This is a genomic window from Elioraea sp. Yellowstone (genome assembly GCF_006704265.1).
GTDB lineage: Bacteria > Pseudomonadota > Alphaproteobacteria > Acetobacterales > Acetobacteraceae > Elioraea.
The window spans coordinates 1-3,948 of record NZ_VIKA01000217.1; the positions used below are offsets into that span (position 1 = coordinate 1).

The 3,948-nt window shown below is 76.0% G+C and carries 5 protein-coding genes; all 5 read right to left on the minus strand.

Annotated elements, in window-relative coordinates; all coding sequences use genetic code 11:
* On the minus strand, positions 1 to 714 hold a 714-nt coding region (locus FK498_RS17725), incomplete at its 3' end, for a class I SAM-dependent methyltransferase (RefSeq protein WP_141856911.1).
* Positions 711 to 1,763: a glycosyltransferase family 4 protein gene (locus FK498_RS17730; protein ID WP_141856913.1), complete on the minus strand. Its 1,053-nt coding sequence runs from the start codon at positions 1,761 to 1,763 to the stop codon at positions 711 to 713. The genes FK498_RS17725 and FK498_RS17730, both read right to left, overlap by 4 nt.
* Positions 1,760 to 2,161: a 6-carboxytetrahydropterin synthase gene (locus FK498_RS17735; RefSeq protein ID WP_141856915.1), complete on the minus strand. Its 402-nt coding sequence runs from the start codon at positions 2,159 to 2,161 to the stop codon at positions 1,760 to 1,762. The genes FK498_RS17730 and FK498_RS17735 overlap by 4 nt, the downstream gene beginning before the upstream one ends.
* 11 nt (positions 2,162 to 2,172) lie before the next feature.
* Positions 2,173 to 3,147: a zinc-binding alcohol dehydrogenase gene (locus FK498_RS17740; RefSeq protein ID WP_141856917.1), complete on the minus strand. Its 975-nt coding sequence runs from the start codon at positions 3,145 to 3,147 to the stop codon at positions 2,173 to 2,175.
* Entirely contained in the window at positions 3,144 to 3,830 is a 687-nt protein-coding gene (locus tag FK498_RS17745; RefSeq protein WP_237561009.1) for a RibD family protein, read from the minus strand. The genes FK498_RS17740 and FK498_RS17745 overlap by 4 nt, the downstream gene beginning before the upstream one ends.
* Positions 3,831 to 3,948: the final 118 nt, after the last annotated feature.

Below are 3,948 nucleotides of genomic sequence, written 5' to 3' on the forward strand. Positions count from 1 at the left end.
GCCGCGCACCATCGCCTCGAGCATCGGCGCGGCGATCGCGGGGATGATCCAGTCCGAAGGCGCGGTCGCGACGCGGAAGCCGCGCGCGGCGAGCAGGCGCGCGAGCGTGACCGGGGCGGAGGGGCCCATCGCGCGGCCGAAGCCCTTGTCGCGGCGCATGTCGCGCGCGAAGCCGCGCGCGATCAGCCGGTCGTCGGGATGCGTCGGCCGCCAGCGGTCACGGCCGTCGACGGTCAGGCAGGCGAGCAGCGGCGCGCGCAGCGCGGCGGCGAGCCGTTCGGCCCATGCGGCGGAGACGAGATCCAGCAGCGCCGAGCACACCACGGCGTCGTGCGCGCCGAGCGGCAGGCGCGACGGGTCGTCGGCGAAGTCGGTGGCGAGCGCCTCGATCCGCCAGGCGCCGCCCGGCGTGTGGATCAGGAGCGCCCGGCCCGGCGTGGTGATGCGCCAGCCGCGCGCCTCGGCCCAGTCCGCGGTGCGCGCGAAGGCCTGGCCGAGCAGCGCCGCGTCCGCATCGACGATGGTCCAGGCCTGGGCGCGGCCGATCATCGGCGCGAGCCAGCGGAACAGCGACGCGGTGCCCGCGCCGAGATCGATGATGCGCGGCCGCGGCGGCAGGCGCTGCACCAGCCGCGCGGCGAGGGCACGCGCGCGGGCGATCCGGTCGAACGGCTCGCGCAGCGCGAGCCAGTCGGCCGAGAACCCCTCGCTCATGCGGCGACCGCGGCAAGCTCGCGCGCGAAGGCCTGCGCCTGCTGCTCCCAGTCCGGCAGGCGCTGGCCGGCGGCGAAGGCGGCGTCGCTCATGCGATGGCGCAGCGCGGTGTCGAAGATCGGCCGGCGCATCGCGCGCGAGAGCGCGGTCCAGTCGCCCGGCGGCACGATCACGCCGGCATCGATCGGCAGAAGTTCGGCGACCGCACCGCCCGCGGTGAGGGCGCAGGGGATGCCGCGCTTCAGCGCCTCGGCCACCGCCATGCCGTAGCCCTCGTGCCAGGTGGCGAGCGCGAACAGGTCGGTGCCGGCCCAGAGCGCGGCGAGCGCATCGTCGCCGATCTCGCCGGCGAAGGTGACCCGGTCGGCGATCGCAAGGTCGCGCGCGAGTGCGGCAAGCGCGGCCGCATGGGCGCGATCCCGCTCGAGGCTGCCGACGATGGTGAGCCGCCAGTCGAGGTCCGTCAGCCGGCCGAGCGCGCGCAGGAGCAGGTCGTGGCCCTTGCGCGGCACCGCCGCGCCGATCGACAGGATCGCGCAGCCGGTGCCCTGCGAGCCTTGTGCGCGCGGCGCGGCATCCGTGCCGGGCTCGACGACGCCGATGCGCGCCGCGTCGATCCCCATGCCGGCGAGCGCGGTCGCGGTCGCGCGCGAGGTCGCGATCAGCCGCGCGAGCTGCGGCAGGAGCTGCGCTTCCTTCTCGCGCAGGAGCGCGGCGTCCGCCTCGGACAGGCCCTTCTCCAGCGGTGTCGGGTGATGGATCAGCCCGACCGCGCCGGCGCGCGCGACCGCCTCGGCCGCGCGCGCGAAGGCGGGCAGGCCGAGCCCGTCGATCACCGCGATCTCGCCGGGCCGGAGCTCGGCCAGCGCCTGCCAGGCGGCGGCTTCGGCGGCGGCATCGGCGAGCGGATGCCGCCCGGCGAGCTCGACCACGCGCACGGCATGGCCGCCCTCGCGCAGGCCCGCGACCATGCGCCGGTCGTAGCCGTAGCCGCCCGAGACCGCGTCGAACGGCGCGGGCACCATCAGCGCGATCGCGAGCTGCGTCATTCCACCACCGCCTCGTAGGCGGCCCAGGCGAGCGGGCTCTCGCGCAGGAGCACCTTCAGCGACGTGACGCGCCGTCCGCCCTCGCCCAGCCGCCCTGCCTTCAGCGCCGCCACCAGCAGGCCGTGCACATGCGCGGCCATGAACTCGGTGGTGGTGTTCTGCCCGGCGAATTGCGGCAGCGCGTCGAGATTGTCGTAGTCGAAGCTGTCGAGCGCGCGGCGCAGTTCGGCACGCGCGAGGCCGATATCCACCACCAGCCCGTGCGCGTCGAGGGAGGGTGCGCGGAACTCCGCCTCCACCGCATAGGTGGCGCCGTGCAGCTTCTGCGCCGGGCCGAACACCTCGCCGCGGAAGGAGTGCGCGATCATCACATGGTCGCAGACGGTCAGGCTGAACACGCGCGGTCCTTTCAGACGGAGGGATCGTAGGCAATGACATGGCAGAGCGCGCCGGGGCGTGCGGCGAGCCGCGCCATGGTCGCGGGAAGGTCGGCGAACGGTGTGGGCCCCTCGAGCAGCGCGTCAAGCCGCGCGTCCTCGAGCAGGGCGAGCGCCAGCGCGAGCCGTTCGGCGTGGCTGCGGCGGCCGCGCATCGGCGCCGCGATGGCGCCGACCTGGGAGGAGACGAGCCGCAGCCGCCGGCTGTGGAACGCCTCGCCGAGCGCCAGCGGCACCACGCGGTCGCCGAACCAGGAGGCCTCGACGATGCGCGCCTCGAAGGCGGCGCGGGCGAGCGCGAGGGCGAGGCCTTCCGGCGCGCCGGCAGCGTGCACGACCAGCTCCGCCTCGGCCGGCGCGTCCTCGGGGGCGGCGAAGGCGAGGCCGAGCGCCGCGGCGACCGCCGCCTTCGCCGGATCGCGGTCGACCACCGTCAGCGCGACGCCGGGAACCCGCGCGAGGAGGTGCGCGGCGAGCAGCCCGACCACGCCGGCGCCGATCACGAGCACGCGCTCGCCGGGCAGCACGCCCGCGTCCCAGGCGATGTTCAGCGCGGTCTCCATGTTCGCCGCGAGCACGGCGCGGCGCGTCGGCACGGTCTCGGGCACGGGGTGCAGCATCGACGCCGGGACGACGAAGCGGTCCTGGTGCGGATGCAGGCAGAAGACGCGCCGGCCGATGAGCGCGGCGGGGCCGGCCTCGACCACGCCGACCGCGCTGTAGCCGTACTTCACGGGAAACGGGAAGTCGCCCGCCTGGAACGGGCAGCGCATCACGGCGTGCTGGCTCGCCGGCACGCGGCCGGCGAACACCAGGGATTCGGTGCCGCGCGATAAGCCGGTCGCGAGCGTGCGCACCAGCGCCCCGCCCGCGCCGGGCGCGGCGAGATCCTCCTCCCGGACTTGACCGACGCCCGGCGCGATCGTCCAGAAGGCGCGCGCCTTCATGGCACGATCGCGCGCCGGGCGATCGCGCAGTCGAACAGCATGTCGTCGCCCAGGCGATGCACGGCGAGCGGGAAGCGAAGTCCCTGTTCGGGCGTGCCCACCCCCGGCAGGGCGAGCGCCGGGATGCCGTTGCCCAGCAGGAGCGGCGCCACCGTCACGTGCAGCCGATCGATCAGCCCGGCGGCGAGGAAGCGTCCCACGGTGACGCCGCCGCCCTCGACGAAGAGATGGGTCAGCCCGCGTGCGCGCAGGGCACGCACCAGGGCGGCGAGATCGAGGCCGCGCCCGGCGCGCGGCAGGGGCAGGATCTCGGCGTCGCCGCAGGGGGCGGCGGCGTCCGCGGCGCAGGCGAGCAGCGTCGGCAGCCCGTCCCGGAACACCTGGTAGCCGGCGTGCAGGCGGCGGTCGGCGTCGAGCACCACACGCAGCGCGTTCGGGCCTTCCACCTCGCGCGTGGTCAGCCGCGGATCGTCGTGGTGCACCGTGCCGGCGCCGACGATCACCGCGTGGTGCAGCGCGCGCAGCCGGTGCGTGTGCACGATGTCGGCCGCGCCGCTGATCCAGCGCGACACGCCCGAGGCGGTGGCGATCCGCCCGTCCAGGCTCTGCGCCAGATGCGCGGTGACGAAGGTGCCGTCGGGTGCGCTCGCGGGTTCGGTGAGCGGCGCGCAGAGGTCGCGCAACCGCGCGGCGTCCGCATCCGCCGGAGCCGGCAGCGCCGCGCGCGCCCCGCCGCGGCGCGCGCAGAAAAGGGGGGGCCCCCCTCAGAACGGATTGGCGAAGTCGTTGCCCGTGCCGAGC